The organism is Nocardia sp. NPDC003183 (assembly GCF_053590715.1).
In genome coordinates this window covers 184912-210228 of record NZ_JBSFTG010000002.1, presented here as the reverse complement: position 1 = coordinate 210228, position 25317 = coordinate 184912, and the positions used below count along the sequence as shown (strand labels likewise).

The following is a 25317-nucleotide window of genomic DNA, read 5'->3' as shown; positions in this document are numbered from 1 at the left end:
CGAGATGTATCAGAAGTTCAAACAGGACCCGTCCTCGGTCGACGCGAGTTGGCACGAGTTTCTCGCGGACTACACGCCGGAAGCCACCGAATCCGCTAACAGCCAGGCACCGGTCGCCTCCTCCGCTCCCTCAGCAGCCGCAGCCCCCAAGGCGGCTGCTGCGCAGACCCCGGCTCCCAAAGCCGTGGTAGCGACGGCACCGCCCAAGCCCGCCGCGGCTCCAGCCGCCGCTCCGGCTCCGGCCGCCGCTCCGGCTCCGGCCGCCAAGACGGTGCGCGCACCGCAGACCACACCTGCACCGGTGTCGAACGCACCGGCCACCACCGCGCCCAAGGCTGCCGCCGCCGGTCCGGAGAACAAGGTGCTGCGCGGCCCCGCCGCCGCGATCGCCAAGAACATGTCGGCCTCGCTGACGATCCCCACCGCGACGTCGGTGCGCGCGATCCCGGCCAAGCTGATGATCGACAACCGCCTGGTGATCAACAACCACCTCGCCCGCACCCGCGGCGGCAAGATCTCGTTCACCCACCTGCTGGGTTACGCGATCGTGCAGGCGATCAAGACGTTCCCGAACCTGAACCGCCACTTCGCCGAGATCGACGGCAAGCCGAACTCGGTCACCCCGGCCCACACCAACCTGGGCCTGGCGATCGACCTCCAGGGCAAGGACGGCAACCGATCGCTGGCCGTGGCCGCGATCAAGGAAACCGAAGACATGAGCTTCGGTCAGTTCCACGCGGCCTACGAGGACGTCGTGCGCCGGGCCCGCGAGGGCAAGCTCGGTAACGACGACTTCTCCGGCGTCACCATCTCGCTGACCAACCCCGGCACCATCGGCACCGTGCACTCGGTGCCGCGCCTCATGCCGGGCCAGGGCGCGATCATCGGCGCCGGTGCGATGGAGTACCCCGCCGAGTTCCAGGGCATGAGCGACGAGCGGATCGCCGATATCGGCGTCGGCAAGCTGATGACGCTGACCTCGACCTACGACCACCGCATCATCCAGGGCGCCGAGTCGGGCGATTTCCTGCGCACCATCCACAACCTGCTGATCTCCGACGAGTTCTACGACGAGATCTTCCACGGCCTGGGCGTGCCGTACGAGCCGATCCGCTGGCGCAAGGACATCAGCGCGCGCGGTGTCGACAAGAGCGCCCGGGTGCTCGAGATGATCGCGGCCTACCGCAACCGCGGTCACCTGATGGCCGACACCGATCCGCTGCGCCTGGTCAAGGACAAGTTCCGCAGCCACCCCGACCTCGACGTCACCGAGCACGGCCTCACCCTGTGGGACCTGGACCGCACCTTCGACGTGGGCGGTTTCCACGGCCAGGAGCGGATGAAGCTGCGCGATGTGCTGTCGATCCTGCGTGACGCGTACTGCCGCCACGTCGGTGTGGAGTACACCCACATCCTCGAGACCGATCAGCTCAAGTGGATGCAGGAGCGGGTCGAGCAGAAGCACGTCAAACCGACTGTCGCGCAGCAGAAGTACATCCTGAACCGGCTCAACGCCGCGGAGGCGTTCGAGACCTTCCTGCAGACCAAGTACGTGGGCCAGAAGCGTTTCTCGCTCGAAGGCGCCGAGGCTGTCATCCCGATGATGGACGCCACCATCGACCAGTGCGCCGAGTACGGCATGGACGAGGTCATCATCGGCATGCCGCACCGCGGTCGCCTCAACGTGCTCGCCAACATCGTCGGCAAGCCGTACTCGAAGATCTTCACCGAGTTCGAGGGCAACATGAACCCGGCGGCCACCCACGGCTCCGGCGACGTGAAGTACCACCTCGGTGCGCACGGCCAGTACCTGCAGATGTTCGGCGACAACGAGATCGAGGTCTCGCTCACCGCCAACCCCTCGCACCTCGAGGCGGTCGACCCCGTGCTCGAGGGTTTGGTCCGCGCCAAGCAGGACCTGCTCGACAAGGGCGACGGCCCCGACGGCTTCTCGGTGATGCCGCTGATGCTGCACGGTGACGCCGCGTTCGCCGGTCAGGGCGTGGTGGCCGAGACGCTGAACCTGTCGGGTCTGCGTGGTTACCGCGTGGGCGGCACCATCCACATCGTGGTGAACAACCAGATCGGCTTCACCACGGCGCCGGAGAACAGCCGCTCCACCGAGTACTCCACCGACATCGCGAAGTTCATCGGCGCGCCGATCTTCCACGTCAACGGTGACGACCCGGAGGCCTGCGACTGGGTCGCGCGCCTCGCGGTCGACTTCCGGCAGAAGTTCCGCAAGGACGTCGTCATCGACCTCGTCTGCTACCGCCGTCGCGGGCACAACGAGGGTGACGATCCCTCGATGACCCAGCCGGAGATGTACGACATCATCGACACCAAGCGTTCGGTGCGTAAGGCGTACACCGAATCGCTGATCGGCCGTGGCGACATCTCCATGAAAGAGGCCGAGGACGCGCTGCGCGACTACCAGGGTCAGCTGGAGCGTGTGTTCAACGAGGTCCGCGAGCTGGAGAAGTACGTTCCGGAGCCGTCGGAGTCCGTCGAGGACGACCAGAAGGTGCCCGCCACCGTGGTCACCGCGGTCGACAAGTCGGTGCTGCAGCGCATCGGTGACGCGTTCCTGAACACTCCCGACGGTTTCAACGTGCACCCGCGCGTGAAGCCGGTGCTGGAGAAGCGTCGCGAGATGGCCTACGAGGGCAAGGTCGACTGGGCCTTCGCCGAGCTGCTCGCTTTCGGTTCGCTGATCGACCAGGGCCACGATGTGCGCCTGACCGGTCAGGATTCGCGGCGCGGCACGTTCACCCAGCGTCACTCGGTGATCATCGACCGGATCAATGCCGTCGAGTACACCCCGCTGCACAACATCGGCTCGGAGAAGCCGGGTTGGTTCGCGGTGCACGACTCGGCGCTGAGCGAGTACGCCGCCGTCGGTTTCGAATACGGCTACTCCCTGGGCAACCCCAACGCACTCGTGTTGTGGGAGGCGCAGTTCGGTGACTTCGTCAACGGCGCGCAGTCGATCATCGACGAGTTCATCTCCTCCGGTGAGGCCAAGTGGGGCCAGCTCTCCGACGTGGTGCTGCTGCTGCCGCACGGCCACGAGGGTCAGGGTCCCGACCACACCTCCGGTCGTATCGAGCGGTTCCTGCAGCTGTGCGCTGAAGGCTCGATGACCGTGGCGGTGCCGTCCACCCCGGCGAACTACTTCCACCTGCTGCGCAGGCACGCGCTCGACGGGATCCGTCGTCCGCTGATCGTCTTCACGCCGAAGTCGATGCTGCGCAACAAGGCCGTGGTGTCCGACGTCAAGGACTTCACCGAGTCGAAGTTCCGTTCGGTGTTCGACGAGCCCACCTACGAACAGGGCATCGGCGACACCGCCAAGGTCAAGCGCATCCTGCTGACCTCGGGCAAGCTCTACTACGAGCTGGCCGCGGAGAAGGCCAAGCACAAGCGCGAAGACGTGGCGATCGTCCGGATCGAACAGCTCTACCCGATCCCGACGTACCGCCTCAACGAGGCGCTGGCCAAGTACCCGAACGCGACCGACATCGCCTGGGTCCAGGAAGAGCCGGCCAACCAGGGCGCATGGCCCTTCTTCGGCCTCAACCTCCCCGAGGTGCTGCCCGAGCGCCTGGGCCGTCTGCGCCGCATCTCGCGTCGCGCCATGTCGGCCCCGTCCTCGGGTTCGTCGAAGGTGCACGCCGTGGAGCAGGCCGAGATCATCGGCGAGGCTTTCGAGCCGACCACGTAAGTTCTTCTCGCACAACGGCCTGCGCCGGGTGGATCATCGCGATCCGCCCGGCGTTCGCCGTTTCCGGACACTGTGGCGAGACATCGGTCACAGAGTTCTCTTATCCGGGTGGCAACGGTGCCACAGTGTGCCCCGGTAATGTCCGGCGCGAACTACCCCAAGGGGCCCGCCCTGATCTGGACTGAGTGGAGGGTGCGACGAAGGAGTGCCCGGAGGGAGGGAAGATCAGGGGCCCGAAGGGCCCCGCTCGAGCGCGCCAGCGCTCAGAAAACACAGGAGCGTGGCATGGCGAACGGACGTAACGGATACCTGCTGTTGGGCGGGATCGCGTCGGTGGGGGCGGGCGCCGTGCATTTCATGGCGGCGGGCATGCACACCGAGCACGCCACGCTGGCGCGGCTGATGGTGGTGCTCGCCGCGATCCAGTGCGCGACCGGGCTGGCGGTCTTGCTGAGCGAGCGGAAGGTGGTCGTGAGCTCGATGCTCGCGGCGAATGCCTTCGCCGCCGCGGTGTGGGCGTTCACCCGGTTCGCCGATGTGGGGTGGATCGCCGGGTTGACCGCGGAGTCACCGCAGGTGGCCGACACCGTGTGCGCGGTGCTGGGTGCGCTGGCCGCCGTTGCCGCGGGTATCGGTCTGCTCCGGCCCACCGCGACCCTGCCGCCGATGCGCTCCGGAATCGCGGCCGCCGCGGTGGGTGTGCTGGCGCTGGCGGCGATGCTCAACGGTGTCGGGCACGTCCACAGTCACGGCGACACCGGCGATCACGCGCATGCCGGGGGCGATGACCACGCGCACGGTGCGGGCGACGATCACGGCACCGAGGCGAACTGGCCGCGCCCGTGGGATCCCACGAAGCCGATCGACCTGTCGGGTGTCGCCGGTGTGACGTCGGACCAGCAGTCGCGCGCGACCAACCTGGTGCGCAGCACGCTCGACGGCCTGCCCGCCTTCTCGGATGTGAACACCGTTGGCGCCCTGGGCTTCCGCTCGATCGGCGACTCGGCCACCGGGTACGAGCACTACATCAACATGAGCTACATCCGCGACAACAACTTCCTCGACCCCGCCCACCCGGAGTCGCTGGTCTATCGGGTCGACGGAACCGGCCGCACCCTCGTGTCGGCGATGTACATCGCCAACGGCAAGAAGATCGACGACCCGAGCCTGGTGGACTTCGGCGGTTCCCTGATGCAGTGGCACGTCCACGACAATCTCTGCTGGAAGGCGGGCGACAACGGCCCCGTGGTCGCCGGTGTCCTCGACGCCCAGGGCAATTGCCCGCCCAACTCCATCAACCCCGGTGCGGGCAATCCGATGGTGCACGTCTGGATCGCCCCGCATCAGTGCGGCCCGTTCGCGGCGCTCGAAGGTCATGGCGCGGGCCAGGCGAGCGCCGACGGCCGGCGCACCGACACGTGCAGTCACGACCACGGCGGCGGCCACAAGTAGGCGGTCACCTCTCAGCCGGGCTGAACCCAGCGGCGCAGGGCGTCGATGGTGGATTCCGGAGACGTGTTGAAACAGAATCGAATTCCGGGCGCGAGGTCGGAGGCGACATTGATCAGCCGCTCGAACAGCAGGGTGTGTTCGGGCGCCATCCGCACACCCGCGCCGATCATCGCGACCCGGAACTCCCCACCCGCCGCGCATTCGCGCAGGACCGCTTCGGCCGCGTCGGGGTCGGCTGAGACCTGGCAGGAGACGATGTCGAAACCTGCTTCGCGCAAGGCGGTTTCGCCTGCGGTGATGCGCGCGGTCAGGGTGGCTTCGTCGATCTGCGGGTAGCGCGTGTAGTCGACGGCGCTGGGATGCAGACCGATCGACAGCACCGTGCTCGTCTTCGGTTGTGCCACTGGGCTCTCCGTTCTCATCAGATAGGTGGTGATGCCGAGGCCGGCGAGCACCGCCACGAGCAGGGCGCCCGCCTTCACCACGAGGTGGGGCCCGTTCGATCGAAGAATCCGCCGGTCGGGCCGTCCCGGTCGGCCGTCGCCACGGCGACGACGGCGTCGGTGCCCTCGGTGACGGTCTGGAAACCACTGTGCCCGTTGAGGTCGGTGGCGGTGTAGCCGGGATCGATCGCGTTGACCTTCATCTCGCCGAGTTCGCTCGCGTACATGACGGTGAGCATGTTCAGCGCCGCCTTGGTGCTCGGGTAGCCGAGGGCGGGCGGCAGCAGGCCCTGCCACTTCGGGTCGGTGACCGTCGCGATGGAGCCGACACCGCTGGACACCATCACGATGCGGGGATGGTCGGACAACCGCAGCAGACCCACGAACGCGTTCGTCACCCGGACCGGGCCGAAGACGTTGGTCTCGAACACTTCTCGCAGATCATCGGGGCCGGTCTCGGAGGGTGCGCTACGGGGACCACCGATGCCCGCGTTGTTGATGAGCACGTCGAGGCGGCCCGCGGTGGCCTTCACGATGTCGGCGGCCGCGGTGACGGAGTCGTCGGAGGTCACATCGAGCGGGACGAATCGAACGTCGACACCGGCCGCGGTGAATTCGGCGGCGGCGGCCTCGCCGAGCGCGGTGTCGCGGGCGGCGAGGAACACCAGCCAGCCGGCTTCGGCCAGTCTGCGCACCGTTTCCCGGCCGAGTCCCTTGTTGGCCCCGGTGACCAAGGCAATCGTTGTCATGGCTCCAGAGTCACCCCGACCCGGCCCGGTCTCCAGTGCTGCCTCGGCATAGGACCCGCGGTACCACCCCTGACCCGCTGTCCTGCGGCACCATGGGAGGGGTGGACAGAGCGGAATTGGCGACGGTATTGCGCACCGCGCGTTCCCGGCTGACCCCCGCCGACGCGGGCCTGCCGGGCGGATCACGCAGGCAGGTCCCCGGATTGCGGCGCGAGGAGGTGGCCAACCTGGCCGGGGTGAGCGTCGACTACATCGTGCGGTTGGAGCAGGGTCGCGGACCGAAACCGTCGGAGCAGGTGCTCGGCGCGCTGACCAGGGCGCTGCGGCTCACCGATGTCGACCGCGATCTCGTCTTCCGGCTCGCCGGGTCGGAACCGCCGCAGGCCGGGCGGATTCCGATGGTGATCCGTCCCAGCGTGCTGCGGCTGCTGGATCGCCTGGCCGATCTGCCGGTGCTCGTGCTCTCGGCCAAATCCGACGTTCTTGCCTGGAATCCCTTGTCGGCGGCCCTGCTCGGTGATTTCTCCGCGATCCCGGTGGGCCGGCGCAACATCATGTGGCAGCGCTTCCTCGGCACCGGCATGGGCCGCGTCGTGATGACACCCGAGGAGGCCGACAGCAACGCGGCCGCCTGCGTGGGCTGCCTGCGCGCGGTGAAAGCGACCTACCCCGACGACCCCGGCCTGACCCGCCTGCTCACCGAACTACGCACCGGCAGCCCAGAATTCGAGTCACTCTGGCAGGCAGGCCGCTCCAGCGCCATGCACAGCCTCACCAAAACCATCGCCCACCCCGACCTCGGCGCCCTCACCCTCGACTGCGACGCCATGCACGTCCCCGACACCGACCAAACCATCATCATCTACTCCGCCGCCCCCCACACCCACACCGCCACCGCCCTCGACCTCCTCCGAGTAACCGGCCTCGAATCTTTCCACTGAAGCGCCTCGACCACGCGCCTCACTCGACTGGGCGTGAACCGTCAGACGGCCCGGTCCACTATCGCGGCGCGGATCGACGCGACCGCGGCCTTCGGATCGTCGGCCCAGAAGGCGACGGTGCTCACGGTGAAGTCGTCCTGCGGGGTGTGGAAGGTCCGAGGCTCGGTCAGGATGACGCGGATGTTCGTCGAGCTGCCAATGATCACGGCGAGCGCCTCGTCACCCGGTCCGGTGCGTTGCAGCGATTTCGCGCCGTCGTAGGCGCGCAGGTCGTGGCGGACCGCTCGGATGCCGGACAGAGGGATGTCGAGGCCGACGCGGCGCAGGTACCGGACTCGTAGCAGATCATCGGTGAGTACATGGGGGTGCATGTGGTGCGCGGCCAGCATCCCGACCATCCACACCAGTCCCCAGGCGCCAAGTCCCAAGGCGACGATCCGCGCCGCGGGCCATGGAATGAGCAGGTGAACCGCGGGGATCTCCACGGCACTGACCACGATGAAGGCCCAGATGGTGGCCGATACCGCGCCTGCGTACCGCATCGGCGTGCCGCCCCCGAGGTCCGGCCTGCGGGTGACGGCGCGCGCGAGGCTCACCCAGATGTCGACTTCGAGTCGAACGAAAGACCGTGCGAGCTGGGTGATCGGACGCATGGGACCCTCCTTTTCAATACATTCGCATTGTAAAGATGCCGAGCGTGGCAATACAAGTGCATTGTGAAAAGATGGACCGATGCCGAAGCGGGTGGATCACAGTTCTCGACGCGCGACGATCAGCGACGCGGTGATGCGCTTGCTCGCCCGCGACGGCCTGGAGTCGATCAGCCTGCGCCATGTCGCCACCGAGGCGGGCGTGTCCACCGGCCAGGTGCAGCACTACTTCCCCAGCAAGGAAGCGATGATGGAGTTCGCCACCTCCACGATCGCCGACCGGATCGCCACCCGGATCTCTGCGGCGGGCCCCGACCCCGACCTGCACCAGCTCCTCACCGCCCTGCTCCCCACCGACCCCGAATCGGCCGCCGACGCCCGCGTCCTTATCGGCTATCTGGCCTTCGCCTCGGTCCGTCCCCGGATCGCCGAAACCCTGGCAACGAACGGACGTGGCTTTCGCGACCATGTCGCCACCATGATCACCCATCACCCCGACCCGACAGCCGCCGCCGATTCCCTCCTCGCGTTGCTCGACGGCCTGGCCCTCCACGTCACCATCGGCCAACTCTCGCCGGACAAGGCGCGCGCCCTGCTGAGCGCGGCCATCGATGACGCGCAGGGCACTTGCCCGCGCGGGGCACTCGACTGAAGCAGCGCAACCCTGGTTTTCAGGGCTACCGGTCGGTCGGTTCAGAAGGCAGCATCCATGTCGTCAACTGTGACAACACTTGTCGAAATTGGGAGTTAGCGTGTCGATCGGGAAATTCGTGATGGCGGGCATGGCGATGGTGGCACTCGGTGCGGTGGTGCCCGCTACCGCGGCGGCCGCGCCGACGGTATCGGTCGCCGAGGCGGGGACCGGCAGTGCCGACGCGACCAGCGGGAGCGCCACGTTGGTGATGCTCATCGAGGAGCTGTTCAAGCCGTGCCCGTTCAGCAGCACCGTGTGCCCGGCCACCGATAACTGAGCCGACAGCGAAGGACCCCGTCATCACCTCAGACGGGGTCCTTCGCTGTCGTACCGAGGATCGATCGGGCCTACACGGACGCAGATTCGACGCTATCGGCTCGGTGTGCCGCCACCGCGGCAGCGGTTTCGGCCATCACGAGTTCCGCGTTGATCTGCGCACCGGCCATGGCCCCGGCAGCCGCGGCAGCGCCGACCTGGGCGGACGGGTCGGTGGCATTACCCGCGATCCAGACACCGGGCACCGAGGTACGGCCGACGGGATCGGCGGGGATGTGGTCGCCCATGCCGGAGGGGTGCGGTTCGGGAACCAGGCCGAGTTCGGTGAGGAAGGTGGCGCGGGTGTTCATCCGGGGTGCCACGACCAGCGCATCCCGTGCGATGACGGTGCCGTCGGCGAGCTGGACGCCCGTCAGCCGGTCGGCGCCGAGCACCTCGACCACCTTGCCGTCGACGATCCGAATACCGCGTGCCACCAGCTTTTCCACGTCTTCGTCACTCAATGGATCGGCCGTGTGCGACAGGAAGACGATGTCGTCGCTGAGCTGACTGAACAGCAGCGCCTGGTGCACCGACATCGGGCCGCTCGCCAAGACGGCGATGCGCTGATCGCGCACTTCCCAACCGTGACAGTAGGGGCAGTGCAGGACGTCGTGTCCCCAGTGTTCACGCAGCCCGGGAACGTCGGGGAGCTCGTCGGCGAGTCCGGTGGCGACGAGAACGCGCCGGGCCCGCACGGTCCGGCCGTCGTCGAGGGTCACGAAGAATTCTTCGACATCCGACTGCCGACCCGCCCCCGCCGCAGCGCCGTCACCCGGACCGGCCTGCCCTGAATCACGCTCGTCCGCAACGATTCCGGGCTCGGGTGCGCGATTCACACGCGCGACGTTCACCACCCGTCCCGCCACCACATCGCCGCCGTACCCGCGCACCTCGGCTCGCCCGAGCTCGAGCAGCTCCAGCGGCGACATCCCCTCCCGCCCGAGCAGTCCGTGCACCCCCTGGGCAGGCGCGTTGCGCGGCGCCCCCGCGTCGATCACGGCCACCGAGCGCCGTGAACGCGCCAGCATCAGCGCCGCGTTCAGCCCGGCGGCTCCACCGCCGAGCACCACCACGTCGTACGAATCATCCAGCTGTGTCATCTCGACCTCCTTCGAGCGTCCACAGTGCATTCCAACGCCGAATACTGGCAACCTTCTTTGCCGATATGGCAAAGTGGGGAGCATGGAGGACCTCGATCAAACCCTCGACTCGGTCGGACCTCGGCTGCGTAACCTGCGCAAACAGCGCCAGACCACCCTCGCCGACCTGGCCCAGGAGACCGGCATCTCGGTGAGCACCCTGTCACGTCTGGAATCCGGCGACCGCAAACCCACCCTGGAGCTGCTGCTCCCCCTGGCCAAGGCATACGGCGTCACCCTCGACGAGCTCGTCGACGCCCCGCCCACCGGCGACCCGCGCATCCACCTGCGCCCGGTCACCCGCCACGGCATGACCATGCTCCCGCTCACCAAGCGCGCGGGCGGCATCCAGGCGTTCAAGATGATCATCGCCCCCGGCGCCCGCGATCGACCCCAGACTCCGCAGGTGCACGAGGGCTACGAGTGGCTGTACGTGCTCAACGGTCGCCTGCGGCTGATTCTCGGCGACAACGATCTGATCCTCACCCCCGGCGAAGCCGCGGAGTTCGACACCCATATCCCGCACTGGTTCGGCGCGGCCGACGAACAATCCGTCGAATTCATCAGCCTGTTCGGCAAGCAGGGCGAGCGCGCGCACCTGCGCGCCCGCCCCAAATCCGACTAGGGCAAGCCCGTCGGGGGCGAGCGCACTCACCTGTGCACTCGCCCCGACGGAAGACAGCGAGAATCAGCCGAGCGTGAAGCTCGCGCGTCCCGCGATGTGCTCCAATTCCTGATGCTGGGGCAGGGATTCGTCGGTGGTCACGATCCAGGCCTCCACCCGGCCCTTGCCGGGCGCGGTCCCGAACCCGACGATCACATTGCCCGGCGCGTGCAGGATCTGACCGTTCTCCACGGGGTGCGACTGGCCGTCGCTGTAGCCGGTATCGAGATTGCGGAAGCGTACGGCCACCTGGTAGCGCTGGCAGAAGTCTCCGGTCTGGGTGATCGCCACCCGCACACCGAAGGTGCCCGATTGCGGCTGCGGCACGGTCTGGGCGTTGATGATCGCCGCGCAGTTGGCGCCGGGAGTCCGGCTCAGCGTCGGCGTGAACACCGCGATCGGATCCGACGGCAGCGCGCCGGCGGGCGCACCGAGCCCGACGAGGACGGCGCCGGCGGAAACAACCACGGCCGAGAATTTGCGAATTGTGCTGTTCGTGAGAGTCATACCCACTTCGTCGTGCCGAACAGCCGCACCGTTAGCCACCGCAATGGTCTCGATTCAGCATCCGAATATGTTGTGCCACAACAGATTCAGGGCCACCGGAACTGTGGGCACGCAGCGGCGGAGGGCAGTGCAAGCCCCTCAGTTGTTCGCGACACTCCCGTCGGCGCGTTAACAGCGATCCGGAGGGATTCAGCCCTGGAGCGCGGCGATCAACGCCGGACTCAGCGCCAGCGCGGGCAGCGACTCCACCAGCAGATCGACCAGCGACTCGCGGCTGATCGGCTTGTCGATCATCCAGGTGAGGATGGTCTCCTCGACGAAGGCGATCCAGCCGCGAATGGCCAAGGTGAGCCGGGCCAGATCGGGATCCTCGGGCGGCAGCGGCAGTTCGCTCACGATGAGATCGGCGATGGCGCCGCGGGTTTCGTTGACGTAGTCGGCCATGTCGGGAGTGACACTGGCGGGCCCACGCAGCACCGAGCGATACGACGCGGAATGCTCGGTGGCGTAGTCGACGAATCGTTCGATCGAGTCGCGCAACATGTCGAACAGTGACAACTCGCGGTTGGGCATGATCGCGACGAAGAACTCGGTACTCACGTGCCGGGCGATCGCCTCGTGGAATTCCTGCTTCGAGGCGAAGTAGTGGAACAGCAAGCCCCGAGAGATGCCCGCCTGCTTGGCGATGTCGTCGACCGAGACGTCCTCGAGCGACCGGTCGACCAGCATTTCGGCGCCGAGGGTGATCAGCTGCAGCCGGCGCTCTTCGGGGCTGAGCCGCACACGCTTCGTCTCTCCCGCACTCCTGGTAGTCACACCCGCCATCCTAGCCACTACTGAACCCGGCTCAATAGCTGTTGACTCCGGCTCAATAAGACCGTATTCTGCAATACATGAGTCGTAAGGTTACAGACAACGTTGTCGAGCCCCGGGTCGCTGAAACCCGCCACGTGAAGACGATCATCGTCGGCAGCGGGTTCGCCGGCCTCGGCCTGGCCATCCGCCTGCGCCAAGAGGGTCGCGACGATTTCCTCGTGCTCGAGCGCGGCAGCGAAGTCGGCGGCACCTGGCGCGACAACACCTACCCGGGTGCCGCCTGCGACGTGCCTTCGCACCTGTACTCGTACTCGTTCGCCCCGAACCCGAACTGGACCCGCTCGTTCTCCAAGCAGGGTGAGATCCAGGCGTACATCAAGAGCGTCGCCGAGCGTTACAACGTGCTCGACCGCCATGTCTTCGACTGCGATGTGCAGAGCATCCGCTGGAACGAAGCGGCCGCGCAGTGGGAGATCAGCTCCAGCCAGGGCGAGTTCACCGCCGACACCGTGGTCTCCGCGGTCGGCGCGCTGTGTGAGCCCTCGCTACCCGACATCAAGGGCATCAACGACTTCGAGGGCGAGATCTTCCACTCCGCCCGCTGGAACCACGACGCCGACCTCACCGGCAAGCGCGTCGCGGTGATCGGCACCGGCGCCTCCTCGATCCAGATCGTGCCCGCCATCGCGAGCGAGGTCGCCACCCTCGATGTCTACCAGCGCACCGCCCCCTGGCTGCTGCCGCGCATGGACCGCCCGTATCTGCTGCCCGAGCGGCTGGCGTTCAAGCACATCCCCGCCGTCCAGCGCCTCTCGCGCGCGGCGATCTACGCGGCCCGCGAGACCCAGGTCGTCGGCCTGACCCGCTTCCCCGTGCTGATGAAGGCCTTCGAGGCCCTCTCGCGCGCCAAGCTACAGATCGAGATCCGCGATCCCGAACTGCGCAAGAAGGTCACCCCGAACTACCGGATCGGCTGCAAGCGCATGCTGATCTCCAACGAGTACTACCCGGCGCTGGATCGCGACAATGTCGACGTGATCACCGACGGCATCGCCGAGGTGAGGGCGGGCTCGATCGTCACCAAGGACGGCACCGAGCGCGAGATCGATGCGCTCATCGTGGCCACCGGTTTCCACGTCACCGACTCCCCGACCTACAACGCGATGGTCGGACGCGACGGGCGCACGCTGGCCGAGGTGTTCGACGACATCGGCCAGCAGGCCTACAAGGGCTCGGCCATCGCGAACTTCCCCAACATGTTCTTCCTGGTCGGCCCGAATGTCGGCCTCGGCCACACCTCGATGGTGTTCATGATCGAATCGCAGATCAACTACGTCAGCGACGCGCTGGCGACGATCGACTCCCAGGGTCTACGTACGGTCGAGGTTCGCGAAGACGTGCAGCAGGCCTACAACGCCGACCTGCAGGAAAAGTTGGGTAAGACTGTCTGGAACACTGGCGGGTGCGCCAGCTGGTACCTGGACAAGCACGGCAACAACACCACGTTGTGGCCGGACTTCACGTTCGAATTCCGTAGGCTCACACGGCATTTCGATGCCGCCGCCTACACTACGACAACCGCAGACGCCGACAGGGAAGTGGTGGCAGCACAGTGAGCAAAGATGCTTACTTCACGAACAAGGTATGCGTGATCACCGGAGCCGGCTCCGGCATCGGTCGCGCACTGGCCGAGAATCTGGCCGCGCGTGGCGCCAAACTCGCGCTGTCCGACATCGACGCCGAGGGCCTGGCCCAGACCGTCGCGTCCTGCGAGAAGCTGGGCGCGCAGGTGAAGTCAGACCGGCTCAACGTGGCCGAGCGCGAGGCGTTCCTGCTCTACGCCGATCAGGTGAAGGCGCACTTCGGCGTCGTGCACCAGATCTACAACAACGCGGGCATCGCCTACCACGGCGACGTGATCAAGACCGAGTTCAAAGACATCGAACGCATCATGGATGTGGACTTCTGGGGCGTCGTCAACGGCACCAAGGCGTTCCTGCCGATGCTGATCGAGTCCGGCGACGGCCACGTGATCAACGTGTCCAGCCTCTTCGGCCTGGTCGCCGTGCCCGGCCAGGCGGCCTACAACTCGGCCAAGTTCGCGGTGCGCGGCTTCACCGAGGCGCTGTTCCAGGAGATGAAGGTCGCCAAGGCGCCGGTCAAGGTCACCTGCGTGCACCCCGGTGGCATCAAGACCGCGGTCGCCCGCAACGCCACCTACGCCGAGGGCATGGACGGCGCCAACGCCGCCACCCTGTTCGACAAGTACCTGGCGATTCACACCCCGGAGATGGCCGCGCAGACCATCACCGAGGGCGTGCGCAAGGGGCAGGCCCGCGTGCTGATCGGCTGGGAGGCCAAGGTGCTCGACGTGAGCGTGCGCTTCCTCGCCTCCGGCTACAGCCGGATCTCGGCCGTGGTCAACGGCCGCTTCATGCCACACTGACGCTCCTCTGGACCCGAGGAAACTCCATGCGCGAGTTCAAGATTCCGCTGCCGATCGCCCGTGCGTTGCTCGACCCGGTGTTCCGGGTGACACTCAACGCACGGCTACCTGTCGCGGTACAGCGCGTTCTGCTCGACGCGGTCTCCCGGCTGCAGTTGGTGCCCGACGGTTCCGTCGTGCAGCACCTGCAGCTGGGTGGGCGCCCCGCCGAACGCGTGATCGCCGAAACCGCCATTCCGGGTTCGCGTACCCGGGCGGTCCCGCCCGAACGTGCCGCGGGCGCGATCTTGTACCTGCACGGCGGCGGCTACGTGGTCGGCTCGATCGCCACACACCGTTCGCTGGTGGCCGGTCTCGCGCGTGAGACCTCCTGCGCGGTGTATTCGCTGGACTACCGGCTGGCGCCGGAACACCCGTTCCCGGCCGGGCTCGACGACGCCGAGGCCGCGTTCCTCGACCTGGTCGGCAACGTCGGCTACCGGCCCGAGCAGATCTGTCTGGCGGGCGACTCGGCGGGCGGCGGCCTGGCGATGGCACTGGCCCAGCGGCTGATCGAGAAGCATCAGATGACCCCCGCCGCGCTCGGCCTCATCGCGCCCTGGGTGGACCCCACCGAGGTGCCGAGCAGGGATCGCGACCTGGTGATCAACCGAACGTGGTCACGAGCCTGTGCCGCCCACTACCTCGGCGACTCCGCCGCGACCGAAGCGGGTTACGCCCCGCTGTCGGGCAACCTGATCGGCCTGCCGCCCACCTACGTGCAGGTCGATGTGAGCGAACTCCTGCACGACCAGTGTCGCAAGCTCGTCTCAGCCCTGCGTGGAGCGGGCGTGCACGTCCGCTTCACCGAAACCCGCGGCCTCTGGCATGTCGCGCAACTGCAAGCCGCGCTGGTCACCGAGGCAGCGCTGGCTCTCAGCGAACTCGCGGAATTCCTGCGAGAAGCAATTCAGCCGGTATCGATAGACGATTTACGATAAAGCCTGGTGACGGGCAATTCGGGCGGCGATATCGCGACCCGCCCGAACGTGTCGTAGATTACTGGCGAGTAGAACCCACTGGAAGGGCACAGATGCGAGAGTTCGAAGTTCCGGCTTCCTACACCATCCCGGACGATGCGAACAATGCCGACAACGTCTTCCGCTTCGCGCAGGAGACGCCGAACACGGTCTTGTTCAACGTCCCGAACGGCAGCGGCGGCTGGAATGACGTCACGGCAGCACAGTTCGAGAAGGCCGTCCTCGGCGTGGCCAAGGGCCTGATCGCCGCCGGCATCGAGCTGGGCGACCGCGTCGCGATCATGGCAGCCACCCGCTACGAGTGGACGCTGCTGGACTTCGCGATCTGGGCCGCCGGCGGCGTGACCGTCGCGATCTACGACAGCTCGGCCGCCGAGCAGGCCAAGTGGATCCTGCAGGATTCCGAGACCAAGCTGCTGGTCGTCGAGAACGACAAGCACCGCGCCACGATCGACGAGATCGAAGCCGGTTCGCTGCCCGCGCTGGCCGAGACCCTGCAGATCGACAAGGGCGCGATCGATACCCTCGTCGAGCGTGGTGCCGGGCTCGACGACGCCGCCGTGCACGAGCGTCGCAAGCAGGTCGGCGCGGCCTCGCCCGCGACCCTGATCTACACCTCGGGCACCACCGGCCGCCCCAAGGGCGTTCAGCTGACCCACGCGAACCTGTGGGCGGAATCGCGTTCGGGTGGCATCGAGCTCAGCGCGTTCGTCTCCGAGGGCCAGAAGACCCTGCTGTTCCTGCCGCTGGCGCACGTGTTCGCCCGCGCTGTCGCGCTGATCGCCTTCGATTCCAAGGTGACCATCCGCCACAGCTCGGACTGGACCACTCTGGTCGAGCAGTTCGGCGACTTCAAGCCCGACTTCATCCTCTCGGTGCCGCGCGTGTTCGAGAAGGTGTTCAACTCCGCCAAGCAGAAGGCGCACGACGGCGGCAAGGGCAAGATCTTCGACGCCGCCGCGGAGACCGCCATCGCCTACAGCACGGCGCTCGAGACCAAGGGCGGCCCCGACCTGCTGCTCAAGGTCAAGCACTTCGTGTTCGACAAGCTGGTCTACAGCAAGCTGCGCGCGGCCCTCGGTGGCCAGTGCCTGGCCGCTGTCTCCGGTGGCGGCCCGCTGGGCGCGCGTCTGGGCCACTTCTTCCGCGGTGCAGGCGTGACGATCTACGAGGGCTACGGCCTGACCGAGACCACCGCCGCGTTCACCGTGAACACGCCCGCGTTCATCCGGGTCGGCTCGGTGGGTCGCCCGATCCAGGGCCACGCGGCCAAGATCGCCGAGGACGGCGAGCTGCTGCTCAAGGGCTCGGTCGTGTTCGACGGTTACTGGGGCAACGCCGAGGCCACCGAGGAGGCGTTCGAGGACGGCTGGTTCAAGACCGGCGACCTGGGCGCCATCGACGCCGACGGCTTCGTCACCATCACCGGCCGCAAGAAGGAAATCCTGGTCACCGCGGGCGGCAAGAACGTCTCCCCCGCGATCCTCGAGGACTCCCTGCGCGCGCACCCGCTGATCAGCCAGGTCATGGTCGTCGGTGACGGCCAGCCCTTCATCGGCGCGCTGATCACCCTCGACCCGGAAGCCCTGCCGGGCTGGAAGGATCGCAACGGCGTTGCCGCCGACACCGCGATCGAGACCCTGATCGAGAACCCGGCGCTGGTCGCCGAGGTGCAGGCCGCGATCGACGAGACCAACAAGAAGGTCTCCAAGGCCGAGGCGATCAAGAAGATCCGCATCCTCCCGGTCGACTGGACCCAGGAGGGTGGCGAGCTCACCCCGAAGATGTCGCTCAAGCGCGCCGTCGTCATGAAGCAGTACGCGGGCGAAGTAGACAAGATCTACTCCTGATCCCACACAGCCGAAAGGCCGGTTGCGTTCGCGCAACCGGCCTTTCGGCTGTTCAGAACCGTTGCGCCGCGAATTGTGCCGCGGTGATGGTCATTCCGTTGATGCTGTACAGGGTGTGCGAGACGTTGGGCTGGGCGAGTGGGGAACCGTCGCAGATGTTGTCCGAGGGGACACACAGCTCGATGGTCTTGTCCTTGTAGAGCGCGCCGACCGAGACCGCCGGTGCGTCCGCGTCGGCCATGAACCGATCCGACGGTTTGCCGAACAGTGCGACCGCCGCGACGTGCTCTGCCACCTCGGGCGCCATCGGCTGCGGCAGATACATCTCGTACTCCGGCAGCACACCCTCGGGCACACCGACACCGGTCGCGAAACCGGCCAGCGCCGCGCCTTGGGAATATCCGCCGAGGACGATGCGGGCGCCCGGGCAGTTCGCCGCGAGGTATTCGACCCGTCGCTGAGCATCACTGATCCCCTGCACGACGGTGCGCGCGAAGGCCAGCCGGTCGGTGAAGTCGCTGCTGGCCGGGTAGTCGACGCCGTACGAGCCGACCGAGCGTCCGCCCGCGTTCGCGCGCAGCGCTTCGACGAAGGAAATACCGGTCAGACCGAGTTCACCACCCTGCTCGGCGGTCCCGCGAGCGAACACCACCTCGACATCGGAACAGGGCTCGGCGGTAGCGGGATGGGTGGGCGATACCAGGGGAATCGCGGCTGCCAAGAAGACTGCAGACACGAATCGCGAGAAGGAACGTGCTGTCATGCCGCGCAGACTACCGACCGCGACCGTTCACCATCGCCTCGACTCGGCCGGATCGGCCGCCGGGTGAGCGACGGCCCCGACGTTCAGGCCACACTCAACGCCCTGGACCGCAGCACCCGCAGACCCGCGATGCCGATCGCCAGATCGGCCGCGATCTCGAACAGTGCGGCGAACCAGGAGAATCCGGTGACGCCGGAGGCGGCAGGCGCGTTGATGAAGCTGTCGCTGAGCGGACCGAACCAGTCCGGAAGCAGGTGCACGATCGTGAAACCGATCGCGCTCGCGAAGCCGATGAACACCGCGGCGCGGGGGGCCGCCGGGTGCCTGCGGAACACGAGGAACACCGTGAACAGGGCGAAGAGGATTTGCAGGGTGCCGAGGGCGTTCACCAGCGATGAGGTGGCGCCCATGCCCCGGCGTAAGTGGTCGGCGCCGTGGACCAGGAGGGCGACGGCGAAGACCGCCGTCGTGGCGCGCAGTATCGAGTCCGGTGCTGTCTCGGTCATCATGTCTCCTGCCGAGCGGGATCGTTTCTACTACGCAGTGTAGTTTTGATGGCCGATCCGCGGGAGGTGTTCGGCCGTCACAAATCGGTCACCGGGGCGATCCGGGCGCGACGTACGCTCTGTGCATGGCGTTCTTGCGGGCGATAGCCGGGATCGTGGCCGCTGCACTGGTACTCGGTGTGGCGGAGTTGGTCGCGGTGTTCACCGGGTCCGGGAGCGCACCCGCCTACGCACTCGGCGCGACGGTGGTCGACCACACCCCCGACGGGGTCAGGGAATGGGCGATCTCGACGTTCGGAACCAGCGACAAGGCCGTGCTGTTCGTGTGCATGGGCATTGTCGCGGTGGTGGTCGCGGGGATCGCGGGATATTTCGAGCGAGCGGCTCGCCCGATCGGATCGGTACTGTTCGCGATTTTCGGCGTGGTCGCCGCTGTCGTCGGCGCCGGGAGAGTCGGCGGGTTCGCCGGTGCGCTGCCCGCGCTGATCGGTACCGCCGCTGGAATTCTCGCGTTGCGAGGACTGACCCGGCGGATCGATGACGCATCCGATTCGCGGCGACCGGCGACGGAACCCGCTGCGCCACAACTCGGTGAGGCCACCACGGCGCCGGAGGTAGGCGGCGAGGACAGCCCGGTCCGCACCGGCGCGTCGATCGCAGGAGCCGGGCGGCGGCGCGTGCTCGGTGGCATCGCGGCGACCGGGGTGCTCGCCCTCGGAGCCGGCCTGGCGGGCCGGCTGCTCGGCGGCGCGCGCCATGATGTGACGGCCGAGCGCGAGACCGTCGAATTGCCCAGGGCGACAGCACCGTTGCCGGATCTCCCGCCGGATGCCGATCTCCGGGTACCCGGACTCACCTCGTACATCACCCCGAACAGCGACTTCTACCGGATCGACACCGCGCTGATCGTTCCCCAGGTGTCCACAGACTCCTGGTCCCTGCGCATCCACGGGATGGTCGACCAGGAAATCACTCTCACCTGGGACGACCTGCTTCGCCGCACTCCGGTGGAGCGCCTGGTCACCCTGGCATGTGTCTCCAACCCGATCAACGGCGACCTGATCGGCAACGCCCGCTGGCTCGGCTATCGCCTCGACGAACTCCTCGCCGAGGCACGACCGCACCCCGACGCCGACATGGTGCTGTCGCACAGCGAAGACGGCTGGACCGCGGGTTCACCCCTCTCGGTCCTCACGGACGGCCGCGACGCCCTCCTCGCCATCGGCATGAACGGCGAACCCCTCCCGGTCCGGCACGGCTACCCCGCTCGCCTGGTCGTCCCCGGCCTCTACGGGTACGTCTCCGCCACCAAATGGGTCACCGAACTCGAGGTCACCCGCTTCGACAGGGCCACCGCCTACTGGACCCGGCGCGGCTGGTCGGCGCAGGGCCCGATCAAAACCGGCACCCGCATCGACACCCCACGCGGGCGCGGGCGAATCCCGCAGGGCCGCACCGTGATCGCCGGTGTGGCCTGGGCCCAGCATCGCGGCGCCACCGGCGTCGAGGTGCAGGTCGACAACGGCGACTGGCGCCCCGCCCGCCTGTCCACCGAGGTCACCGTCGACACCTGGCGTCAGTGGACCTACGACTGGGAAGCCACCCCCGGCCAGCACACCCTGCGCGCCCGCACCACCGACGCCACAGGTCAGCCACAGACCGCCGTCGAACAAGACGTCGTCCCCGACGGCGCCACCGGCTACCCCACCCTCACCATCCAGGTGAACTGAAACCTGCCCGCCACGTTCACACGTGACGGGCAGGCGACTCGGCACTCGCGATCAGGCCGAAGCGTCGGCCTTCTCCCGCGTGGGAGCGTTTCCGGCGGACTTGCCGTGGCCGACGAACAAGGCCGAGGCGACGATGCCGATCACCAGGATGGCGGCGGGCAGGATCATCGACTGGGCCAGCGCGGTGCTGAATTCGTCGATGATCTGCGGCGGGAGTGGGCCGGTGGCCGCGCCCTCGCCGACCGGGCCGCCACCGCCGAGGCCGTTGGCGGTCAGACGGGCGGCGATCAGGGCGCTGATCGCGGCACTACCGAGAACCGAGCCGACCTGACGGGTGGTGTTGTACACACCGGCGCCCGCACCGGCCTGGGCGACCGGCAGATTGTGGGTGGCGGTCGAGGCGAGCGGTGCCCAGATGCAGGCGTTGGCCAGGCCCGCGACGGCGGCGGCGACGAGGAACCAGATGATCGACGAGTCCGGGCTCATGAGCGCGCCGAAGGACGCCACCGAACCGGCGAACAGCACGAATCCGATCGTCGGCAGCAGCCGCGGCGGCAGCTTGTCCGACACCTTGCCGATGAACGGCGCGGTGAAACCGGTGAGGATCGCCATCGGCGCGAAGACCAGCGCCGACATGGTCGGCGTCATCTCGCGCACCGCCTGCAGGTAGAAGTACGAGGGCACCATCATCGAGGTGATCGCGGCGCCCATCGCGGCGATCGCCAGGTTCGACAGCGCGAAATTGCGGTCCCGGAACAGGCTCAGCGGAACCAGCGGTTCGCCCTTGTTGCGGGCCTGGTTGATCACGAACACCACCAGCATCACCACGCCGAAGCCGATCAGCAGCCAGATCCGCAACGACCAGTCCTGCGCATTGCCCTCCTGGATACCGAAAACCAGGGCGAGCATGCCGACGCCGCTGAGAATCACACCGACGATGTCGAACTTGTGGTCGCTGGTCGGCAGCGCGGGCACCAGCCACACAGCCAGGCCGAACGCGATGATGCCGACCGGCACGTTGACGAAGAAGATCCATTCCCAGCCGAGGTTGTCGACCAGCACGCCGCCGAGGATGGGTCCGATCAGCGTCGCCAGCCCGGCGACGCCACCCCACAGGCCCATCGCGGCGCCGCGCTTGTCCGGGGCGAAGGTGCGGGTGATCACGGCCATCGTCTGCGGGGTCATCAGCGCGGCGCCGATACCCTGGGCGGCGCGGGCGGCGATCAGCATGCCGATGCTGCCGGACAGGCCGCACCAGAGCGAGGCGGCGGTGAAGATCGCGAGGCCGATCAGGTAGATGTTCTTCGGCCCGAACTTGTCACCGAGCCTGCCGGTGACCAGCAGCGGCACCGCGTAGGTGAGCAGGTAGGCGCTGGTGACCCAGATGACGTTGGAAATGTCGGTGCTGAGGTCGGTCATGATGGCCGGATTGGCGACCGCGACGATCGTCATGTCCAGCAGGATCATGAAGAACCCGACCACCAGCGCGAAGAGCGCTAGCCACGGATTACGTTGGGTGGTCATCGAATTCGTTCCAATCGAGGAGAAGGATTCAGCTTCGGGCGGCCCAGCGGGGCCGGGGCGCGGCGTCGGGGTGATCCCCGGTCGGCCATTCGTGGACGTGATCGTCGGTGATCCGTTCGCCGGTGTCGGGGTCGTACTGCTCCCACGGCACGGCACCGCTGCCGAGTTCGGCGGCGAAGCGTTCGATCCACGTGAGTTCGGCGTGGATGGTGGCGCGAATGTATTCCAGGACAAAGAAATACCGGCGCGGGATGGCTCGGCTGCGCGCCCAGTCGAGCAGCACGTCCGTGTCGGCCCGCGACTGAGTCAGGTACTCCACGCGCTCGTCGAGCAATGCGATGACCTGTTCTTGCGGAAGGGTGTGTGCTTCGGCCAACGCCACCCGGAAGATCGGATATTCCTGCACGGGTGTCCGCAGCAGCTCGGCGATCCGTCCCCGCAGGGCGGTCCGCCCGGAATCGGTGATCCGATAGGTGGTTCGCTCGGGCCTGTTCCCGGCCCGGCCGATCCCCTCCGCCGCCACCATCTCGTCGTCGGCCAGCCGGGCCACCACGTGATACAGCGACCCGGGCCGCACCTTGACCAGCAGGTCCTCCCGCCGAGCGATCAGCAGTTGATACATCTCGTACGGATGCATGGGGCGCTCGTCGAGCAACGCGAGCACCGCGATCGCCAACGGCGTCATCACATTCCGCCCGGGCTGCCCCACCCCGCCACCTCCACTCAGCTCTATGTTCCACCACCAAATATTCCAGTAGGAATATACGGAGCGGAACAAAGCTTGGCAAGGGCGCGACCCCCCGACGACGTCACACCGAACACCGCTGCCGGCCGCCATCCGGGTTCGCGGCCGCGAGTCCGTGCGCGGCGATACCACGGCGAGTACCGTGCGAGGCGAATCATGGAGGGGAGCAAGACAATGCAGCATCATCCTGGGAATTTCCGCGCCGTACGGGGGGTGGGTTCGGCCTTTGCGGTGATCGCGGTGATCGCGGTCGTCATCCAGTGGGCTGCCGTGGTTCTGCGGTGGATCGGCTACCGAACAGTCGCGGCACGCTATGAGGGCGAGATCAGTAGCTCCGACTACAAGTGGGCGCGCGACACCCTGTTCCCGATCGAGGTCGGCCTGTGGCTGATGTCGTTTCTGGCGATGCTGGTCGCCTGGATCATCGTGACCGTGTGGTTGTCACGGGCGCGTGCCAACGCCGACACGTTCACCGACGCCACGCACCGCCTCTCGCCGCCGTGGGCGTTCTGGGGTTGGGTGGTTCCGGTCGTTTCGCTGTGGTTCCCCGCCGTGTTCGTCGACGATCTCGACAAGGTTTTTGCACCGCGACGCCGCAGCAGGGGATTGATCGCGAGTTGGTGGATCACCTGGGTTCTCGCCTGGATCACCTTTTGGGCAGGCATCGTCTCGCTGCGTATGCCCGATGACCACGACACCATCCAGACCATGCGCGACCACGAAGTCGACGGCCTGTTGATCTTCAGCGCGAGCCGGTCGGCTTCGGCGCTGTTGTTCACAGCCGCCGCGGGGTGCCTGATCGTGGCCATCGTGCGAATCGGCCGGGCCCAAGCCGCGTGGTCCGACGCTGCTTCCTGACCGCCCGTTCTGTGCGACCGTGCGCTACAGGCCGTGGGCGTCCAGCCAGGATCTGGCCGCGTCGGCGGGGCTGGTGCCGGATTCGATCTGGTTGATCGACTCGGTCAGACCCTCGGTGGTCAGCTCGCCCGCAACGTAGTTGAGCTTCTTCAGCTGTTGGCGGTCGAAGATGCCGCTGCGGTAGAGGGCGACGATGCTCTGGGAGCGGGCGGCGCCCTCGGGCGCTGCGCCCGGCGCGCGCAGGCGCAGGTCTGTGCCGTCCGCGGCGTCGGAGACCGAAATGCCCTGGGGCAGAGCCGAGTTGACCGCGGCGACCACCTCGTCGGGCGTGCGGGCGGGCGAGGCGGGGTTCCAGCGGTCCACGAGGGCGCCGTTGCGGGCGGGGAGGACCGCGATGCGGCCCGCGTCGAGATCGGCGAGGGGGGTGGCCGATCCGGTCGAGACGGTCGAGTCGGCGCCCGCACGGTCCAGTGCTTGGGAATAGATCTCGGCGAGCAGAACCGATTCCGTCGTCGAATTCCCACCCACGACGACCACCGGGGCGGCGTCGTCGGAGGCGCAGGAAATGGTGGTGAAAGCGCAGGCCGCGGCCAGGATCGCGGCGGCGGTTCGACGCACGGCGACCGAGTACATGCGGCGACACCAACTTTCCGTATTTGCCGTCAACCCGCGCAATTCGGCCCGACGGCGGGCAGTATGAACTACCAGAATGTACCTGTGGCCCCCGGGTCGCACGCACAGCGCACTGCCCGCCTTTGCCGGAAGGACACCAGTGAAAACCGACTTCGCCTCCTCATCGCCAGGACAACGTCGACCGGCACGCCGCCTCGTGATGCGGGCGGGCCGGGTACTGGTTGCCGCGGTGGCGCTGGCCGCCGCCATGATCGCCTCCGCCTGCGGCAACAACGATCCCCTTGCCGCCAAGGGTGATTGCACCAGCGACGCGCTGATCATCGGGTCGGCCAACTTCCCCGAGTCCGAGACCGTCGCCAACATCTACACCGAGGTGCTGCGGATCAACGGCTTCAAGGTCGACACCAAGTTCGACATCGGCTCGCGCGAGGCCTACATCCCCGCACTGCGCCAGTGCGCGATCTCGCTCATCCCCGAGTACACCGGCAACCTGCTGCAATACCTCGACAAAGACGCCACGGCCACCGCCGCGCCCGAGGTGAACGCCGCGCTCACCACAGCACTCGGCGACGACCTCGCCATCGCGACCCCCGCCCCCGGCGAGGACTCGGACGCGGTGGTCGTCACCCGCGCCACGGCCGACAAGTGGAACTTGAAGTCCATCGCCGACCTCGCGCCGCACTCGGCCGAGGTGAAGTTCGGCGGGATGGCCGAATTCGCCCAGCGCCCGGGCGGACTGCCGGGCTTGAAGAAGAACTACGGCCTCGATATCACCGACGCCAATTTCGTGCCGATCGCCGACGGCGGCGGCCCCGCGACCGTGCGCGCACTGGTGGACGGCCAGGTCACCGCGGCCGACATCTTCACCACGTCGCCGGCGATCGCGCAGAACGACCTGGTCGTGCTGGCCGATCCGAAGCACAATTTCGCCGCGCAGAACGTGGTCCCGCTGTTCAACGCCGCGAAGAAGTCCGACAAGGCCGTCGCCGTGCTCGACGCGGTCTCGGCCAAGCTCACCACCACCGAACTGATCTCGCTGAACACGGCCGTCTCCGGCGACAGCAAGATCGAACCGAAGGCCGCCGCGCTCGCCTGGATCACCGCCCAGGGGCTGAACTCCCCCATCGGCTAGGCGAACCCGCGCCT

The 25317-nt window shown here is 67.4% G+C and carries 24 protein-coding genes; 13 read left to right on the top strand and 11 right to left on the bottom strand.

Going from position 1 to position 25317, the window contains the following annotated elements; translation table 11 throughout:
• The first annotated feature begins 4 nt into the window (after window positions 1-4).
• Window positions 5-3724, top strand: coding sequence for a multifunctional oxoglutarate decarboxylase/oxoglutarate dehydrogenase thiamine pyrophosphate-binding subunit/dihydrolipoyllysine-residue succinyltransferase subunit (locus tag ACWDXS_RS08825; protein WP_449964728.1), 3720 nt, complete (start codon window positions 5-7; stop codon window positions 3722-3724).
• 285 nt (window positions 3725-4009) lie between these two features.
• Window positions 4010-5176, top strand: a complete 1167-nt coding sequence (locus ACWDXS_RS08820) for a hypothetical protein (RefSeq protein WP_379314648.1) — start codon at window positions 4010-4012, stop codon at window positions 5174-5176.
• Window positions 5177-5187: 11 nt separating this feature from the next.
• Here the strand turns inward: ACWDXS_RS08820 and ACWDXS_RS08815 are convergent, their stop codons facing one another.
• Both ACWDXS_RS08815 and ACWDXS_RS08810 read right to left on the bottom strand, forming a co-directional pair.
• Window positions 5188-5661, bottom strand: coding sequence for a hypothetical protein (locus tag ACWDXS_RS08815; protein ID WP_449963776.1), 474 nt, complete (start codon window positions 5659-5661; stop codon window positions 5188-5190).
• Window positions 5655-6368, bottom strand: coding sequence for an SDR family NAD(P)-dependent oxidoreductase (locus ACWDXS_RS08810; protein ID WP_449963773.1), 714 nt, complete (start codon window positions 6366-6368; stop codon window positions 5655-5657). The genes ACWDXS_RS08815 and ACWDXS_RS08810 overlap by 7 nt, the downstream gene beginning before the upstream one ends.
• A gap of 101 nt (window positions 6369-6469) precedes the next feature.
• On the opposite strand from ACWDXS_RS08810, the gene ACWDXS_RS08805 reads away from it, so the two are divergent.
• Window positions 6470-7309, top strand: coding sequence for a helix-turn-helix transcriptional regulator (locus tag ACWDXS_RS08805; protein WP_449963770.1), 840 nt, complete (start codon window positions 6470-6472; stop codon window positions 7307-7309).
• 41 nt (window positions 7310-7350) lie between these two features.
• On the opposite strand, the gene ACWDXS_RS08800 is transcribed toward ACWDXS_RS08805, so the two are convergent.
• A complete protein-coding gene (locus tag ACWDXS_RS08800) occupies window positions 7351-7962 on the bottom strand; it encodes a hypothetical protein (protein WP_449963767.1) in 612 nt (203 codons plus the stop codon).
• Between the two features lie 79 nt (window positions 7963-8041).
• On the opposite strand from ACWDXS_RS08800, the gene ACWDXS_RS08795 reads away from it, so the two are divergent.
• Together ACWDXS_RS08795 and ACWDXS_RS08790 are read left to right on the top strand one after the other, a co-directional pair.
• A complete protein-coding gene (locus ACWDXS_RS08795) occupies window positions 8042-8611 on the top strand; it encodes a TetR/AcrR family transcriptional regulator (protein ID WP_449963764.1) in 570 nt (189 codons plus the stop codon).
• A gap of 100 nt (window positions 8612-8711) precedes the next feature.
• On the top strand, window positions 8712-8930 hold the full coding sequence (locus tag ACWDXS_RS08790) for a hypothetical protein (RefSeq protein ID WP_378993431.1): 219 nt from the start codon (window positions 8712-8714) through the stop codon (window positions 8928-8930).
• A gap of 70 nt (window positions 8931-9000) precedes the next feature.
• Here ACWDXS_RS08790 and ACWDXS_RS08785 read toward each other — a convergent pair whose 3' ends face one another.
• Window positions 9001-10071, bottom strand: a complete 1071-nt coding sequence (locus ACWDXS_RS08785) for an NAD(P)/FAD-dependent oxidoreductase (protein WP_449963761.1) — start codon at window positions 10069-10071, stop codon at window positions 9001-9003.
• 82 nt (window positions 10072-10153) lie between these two features.
• Between ACWDXS_RS08785 and ACWDXS_RS08780 the strand changes: the two genes are divergently transcribed.
• Window positions 10154-10735: a helix-turn-helix domain-containing protein gene (locus tag ACWDXS_RS08780; protein WP_379315163.1), complete on the top strand. Its 582-nt coding sequence runs from the start codon at window positions 10154-10156 to the stop codon at window positions 10733-10735.
• Window positions 10736-10798: 63 nt separating this feature from the next.
• On the opposite strand, the gene ACWDXS_RS08775 is transcribed toward ACWDXS_RS08780, so the two are convergent.
• Together ACWDXS_RS08775 and ACWDXS_RS08770 are read right to left on the bottom strand one after the other, a co-directional pair.
• Window positions 10799-11242 (bottom strand): hypothetical protein, encoded by a 444-nt coding sequence (locus tag ACWDXS_RS08775; protein WP_378638330.1) that lies wholly within the window; start codon window positions 11240-11242, stop codon window positions 10799-10801.
• A gap of 228 nt (window positions 11243-11470) precedes the next feature.
• Window positions 11471-12106 carry a TetR/AcrR family transcriptional regulator gene (locus ACWDXS_RS08770; protein ID WP_378993426.1) on the bottom strand — a complete coding sequence of 212 codons (636 nt, stop codon included), beginning with the start codon at window positions 12104-12106 and terminating at the stop codon, window positions 11471-11473.
• Window positions 12107-12174: 68 nt separating this feature from the next.
• Between ACWDXS_RS08770 and ACWDXS_RS08765 the strand changes: the two genes are divergently transcribed.
• The 4 genes from ACWDXS_RS08765 to ACWDXS_RS08750 all read left to right on the top strand — a co-directional run bounded on the left by ACWDXS_RS08765 (window position 12175) and on the right by ACWDXS_RS08750 (window position 17412).
• A complete protein-coding gene (locus ACWDXS_RS08765; protein WP_387447507.1) occupies window positions 12175-13713 on the top strand; it encodes a flavin-containing monooxygenase in 1539 nt (512 codons plus the stop codon).
• Window positions 13710-14543, top strand: coding sequence for an SDR family NAD(P)-dependent oxidoreductase (locus tag ACWDXS_RS08760; protein ID WP_378993422.1), 834 nt, complete (start codon window positions 13710-13712; stop codon window positions 14541-14543). The genes ACWDXS_RS08765 and ACWDXS_RS08760 overlap by 4 nt, the downstream gene beginning before the upstream one ends.
• A 26-nt stretch (window positions 14544-14569) precedes the next feature.
• On the top strand, window positions 14570-15523 hold the full coding sequence (locus ACWDXS_RS08755) for an alpha/beta hydrolase (protein WP_378993420.1): 954 nt from the start codon (window positions 14570-14572) through the stop codon (window positions 15521-15523).
• 92 nt (window positions 15524-15615) lie between these two features.
• Window positions 15616-17412 (top strand): AMP-dependent synthetase/ligase, encoded by a 1797-nt coding sequence (locus tag ACWDXS_RS08750; RefSeq protein WP_378993418.1) that lies wholly within the window; start codon window positions 15616-15618, stop codon window positions 17410-17412.
• Window positions 17413-17464: 52 nt separating this feature from the next.
• On the opposite strand, the gene ACWDXS_RS08745 is transcribed toward ACWDXS_RS08750, so the two are convergent.
• Window positions 17465-18175: a cutinase family protein gene (locus ACWDXS_RS08745; RefSeq protein ID WP_449963753.1), complete on the bottom strand. Its 711-nt coding sequence runs from the start codon at window positions 18173-18175 to the stop codon at window positions 17465-17467.
• An 83-nt stretch (window positions 18176-18258) separates the two neighbouring features.
• Window positions 18259-18681, bottom strand: a complete 423-nt coding sequence (locus tag ACWDXS_RS08740) for a hypothetical protein (protein WP_449963750.1) — start codon at window positions 18679-18681, stop codon at window positions 18259-18261.
• A 125-nt stretch (window positions 18682-18806) separates the two neighbouring features.
• Here ACWDXS_RS08740 and ACWDXS_RS08735 point away from each other — a divergent pair, with 125 nt between their 5' ends.
• The gene (locus tag ACWDXS_RS08735) at window positions 18807-20411 is read left to right on the top strand and encodes a molybdopterin-dependent oxidoreductase (RefSeq protein ID WP_449963747.1); all 1605 of its coding nucleotides are present in this window, start codon (window positions 18807-18809) and stop codon (window positions 20409-20411) included.
• Window positions 20412-20462: 51 nt separating this feature from the next.
• Here ACWDXS_RS08735 and ACWDXS_RS08730 read toward each other — a convergent pair whose 3' ends face one another.
• Window positions 20463-21935: a DHA2 family efflux MFS transporter permease subunit gene (locus tag ACWDXS_RS08730; protein ID WP_378993410.1), complete on the bottom strand. Its 1473-nt coding sequence runs from the start codon at window positions 21933-21935 to the stop codon at window positions 20463-20465.
• A gap of 28 nt (window positions 21936-21963) precedes the next feature.
• Complete coding sequence (locus ACWDXS_RS08725; protein WP_449963743.1) at window positions 21964-22644, bottom strand: PadR family transcriptional regulator; 681 nt, start codon at window positions 22642-22644, stop codon at window positions 21964-21966.
• A 210-nt stretch (window positions 22645-22854) separates the two neighbouring features.
• On the opposite strand from ACWDXS_RS08725, the gene ACWDXS_RS08720 reads away from it, so the two are divergent.
• Window positions 22855-23538 carry a DUF4328 domain-containing protein gene (locus ACWDXS_RS08720; RefSeq protein ID WP_449963740.1) on the top strand — a complete coding sequence of 228 codons (684 nt, stop codon included), beginning with the start codon at window positions 22855-22857 and terminating at the stop codon, window positions 23536-23538.
• Between the two features lie 24 nt (window positions 23539-23562).
• Here the strand turns inward: ACWDXS_RS08720 and ACWDXS_RS08715 are convergent, their stop codons facing one another.
• Window positions 23563-24171, bottom strand: coding sequence for a hypothetical protein (locus tag ACWDXS_RS08715; protein WP_449963737.1), 609 nt, complete (start codon window positions 24169-24171; stop codon window positions 23563-23565).
• Window positions 24172-24370: 199 nt separating this feature from the next.
• On the opposite strand from ACWDXS_RS08715, the gene ACWDXS_RS08710 reads away from it, so the two are divergent.
• Window positions 24371-25303, top strand: a complete 933-nt coding sequence (locus ACWDXS_RS08710; protein WP_378638448.1) for an ABC transporter substrate-binding protein — start codon at window positions 24371-24373, stop codon at window positions 25301-25303.
• The last annotated feature ends 14 nt before the right edge of the window (window positions 25304-25317 follow it).